Annotated in this window: 2 protein-coding genes; both read left to right on the top strand. The window is 62.9% G+C overall.

What is annotated here, in order from left to right; genetic code table 11:
• On the top strand, positions 1–1123 hold a 1123-nt coding region (locus M5G11_RS27370), incomplete at its 5' end, for an AMP-binding protein (RefSeq protein WP_273925453.1).
• Positions 1116–2875, top strand: a 1760-nt coding sequence (locus M5G11_RS27365) for a condensation domain-containing protein (protein WP_273925451.1), incomplete at its 3' end; no start/stop codon positions are given. The genes M5G11_RS27370 and M5G11_RS27365, both read left to right, overlap by 8 nt.

Below are 2875 nucleotides of genomic sequence, written 5' to 3'. Positions count from 1 at the left end.
GGTAACCACGCTGCACTTCGTCCCTTCGATGCTGCAAGTGTACCTGCTGGATGAGCAGGTCACCCGTTGCACGGGGATCAAGCGCATCGTGTGCAGCGGTGAAGCATTGCCCGTCGATGCCCAGCAGCAAGTGTTCGCCAAGTTGCCGCAAGCTGGCCTGTACAACCTTTACGGCCCAACCGAAGCCGCCATCGACGTGACCCACTGGACCTGCCGCGACGAAGGCCGCGATGGCGTGCCCATTGGTCAACCGATTGCCAACCTGTCGACGTTTATTCTGGATGCCGAGCTGAACCCGGTGCCGGTGGGCGTGATTGGTGAGCTGTACCTGGGTGGGGAAGGGCTGGCGCGTGGTTATCACCGCCGCCCGGGTCTGACTGCTGAGCGCTTCATGACCAGCCCATTCGGCAAGGGCGAGCGCCTGTACCGCACCGGTGACTTGGCCCGCTATCGCGCTGATGGGGTGATCGAATACGCCGGACGCATCGACCACCAGGTAAAAATCCGTGGCCTGCGTATCGAGCTGGGTGAAATCGAAGCCCGCCTGATGGAGCAGGACGCCGTCCGCGAAGCCGTGGTCTTGGCCTTGCCGGGTGCCAGCGGTCAGCAATTGGTTGGGTACGTGGTGGCAACCGAGGCCAACGCCGACGAAAGCGAGCTGCGCGAAGGCATCAAGACCCGCCTGAAAGACACCCTGCCGGACTACATGGTCCCGACGCAGTGGGTGTTCCTCGCTGAATTCCCGCTGAGCCCGAACGGCAAGCTTGAGCGCAAATTGCTGCCCAAGCCGGACGCAGATCAAGGGCGCGGTGGTTACCGTGCACCGATCACCGCGCTGCAGGAGCAACTGGCAACGATCTGGCAGGACATCCTGCACGTTGCCCGGATCGGCCTGGACGACGACTTCTATCAATTGGGCGGCAACTCACTGCAACTGGTGATGTTGCAGTCGCGCCTGCGCGCCAACCTCGGCCTGGAGGTGCAACTGCGCGATATCCAGAGCCTGCGCACGCTTGGCCAACTGGCTGACTACCTGCAAGCAACACCATCCGAAGAAGGGCTTGGTTCAGAGCTCGATCTGATTTTCGACGCGCTCGATGAACTGGAGGAAAACAATGCTTAAGCAAAGCCCCGCACGTACAGAGGAACTGGTTTCACGGATCAGGGGCCTGGACTCGAGCAAGCGCCGTCAACTGTTCGTCAAACTGCATCAAGCCGGTGTGGCCGTGGCTCGCCTGCCCATCGTACCGAGCAGCGGCGCCGGCCCACAGCAGCTGTCGTACGCCCAACAGCGGCAAATGTTCCTCTGGCAACTGGAGCCACAAGGCTGCGCCTACAACATTCCAGCGGCACTGCGTTTGCGTGGGGCCCTGGACGTGGCGGCATTGCAGGGCAGTTTCCAGGCATTGATCGCGCGTCAGGCCAGCCTGCGCACCGGCTTTGTCGAGGACGATGGCCAGGTCCGGCAGGTACTCGATACCGCGCTCGGCTTTGAGCTGGCGTCGCAGCCACTGGCCCTCAATGGCCAAGGTGTCGATGCGGCGATCCAGGCCTGCATCGAGGCCGAGCTGGCGCGGCCCTTCGACTTGTTGCAAGGGCCGTTGCTGCGCGTGCGACTGTTGCAACTGGCAGCTGACGACCACCTGCTGCTGGTGACCCTGCACCACATCGCCACCGATGGCTGGGCCATGGGGGTGATGGTCGAGGAATTGCTCGAACTCTATAGTGCGGCGGTGCTTGGCCGCGCGGCCCAACTCCCTGAATTGCCGGTGCAGTACCCCGACTATGCCCAGTGGCAGCGCGAGTGGATGGAGGCTGGTGAGCGTGAACGGCAACTGGCCTACTGGACCGGGCAGCTTGGCAGCGAGCAGCCGGTTCTGGAGCTACCTGCCGATCGGCCACGACCGACCCGCCAGAGCTATCGCGGTGCGCAGCACGACATACCGCTGAGTGCCGACCTGAGCCGCGCTATCCGGGCGTTGGCACTGCGCGAGCAGGTAACGCCGTTCATGCTGTTGCTGGCCTCGTTCCAGGTGTTGTTGCACCGCTACAGCGGGCAGACCGACGTGCGCGTCGGAGTGCCGAATGCCAATCGCAATCGCCTGGAAACCGAGCGGCTGATTGGCTTGTTCGTCAATACCCAGATCTTCCGCGCCCAGCTTCAGCCGGGGCAAACGTTGCGCGAAGTGCTGAAAAGTGTCGAGCACACGGCGCAGCAGGCCCAGGCCAATCAGGACCTGCCGTTCGAGCAATTGGTCGAGGCTTTGCAGCCCGAGCGCAGCCTGAGCCACAACCCGCTGTTCCAGGTGATGTACAACCATCAGAGCCAGGCTCGCCAACTGCGGGCTGTCACCTTGCCCGGGTTGCAGGCTGAAGGGCTGGAGCTGGCCAGTACGACTGCGCAATTGGACCTGACCCTGGAAACCTATGACTCGCCTGAAGGTTTCTCGGCGCGGTTCATCTATGCCACCGACCTGTTCGATGCAGCGACCATCGCCCGCATGGGCGAGCATTGGTTGAACTTGCTGGAAGGCATCGTGGCGGCGCCGGATACGCGGGTTGCCGACCTGCCGATGCTCAACGCAATTGAGCGCCAGACCATCGTCGAAAGCTGGAACGCCACGGCCATCGAATACCTGCTGCAAACCAGCATCCAGTCGTTGATCGAGGCGCAGGTTGAACGTTCGCCGCATGCGCCGGCGTTGGTCTTTGGTGACACCGAACTGACCTACGCCGAGCTCAACGCCCGCGCCAATCAGCTGGCCCATCGCCTGATCGAGGCGGGTGTTGGCCCGGATGTCATCGTCGGCATCGCCGCCGAGCGTTCGCTGGAAATGGTCATCGGTTTGCTGGGCGTGCTCAAGGCTGGCGGTGC

It is taken from the genome of Pseudomonas fontis (genome assembly GCF_028656955.1).
Classification (GTDB): Bacteria; Pseudomonadota; Gammaproteobacteria; order Pseudomonadales; family Pseudomonadaceae; genus Aquipseudomonas; species Aquipseudomonas fontis.
The sequence above is the reverse complement of the archived record's forward strand: the minus strand, read 5'-3'. Positions and strand labels throughout refer to the sequence as shown.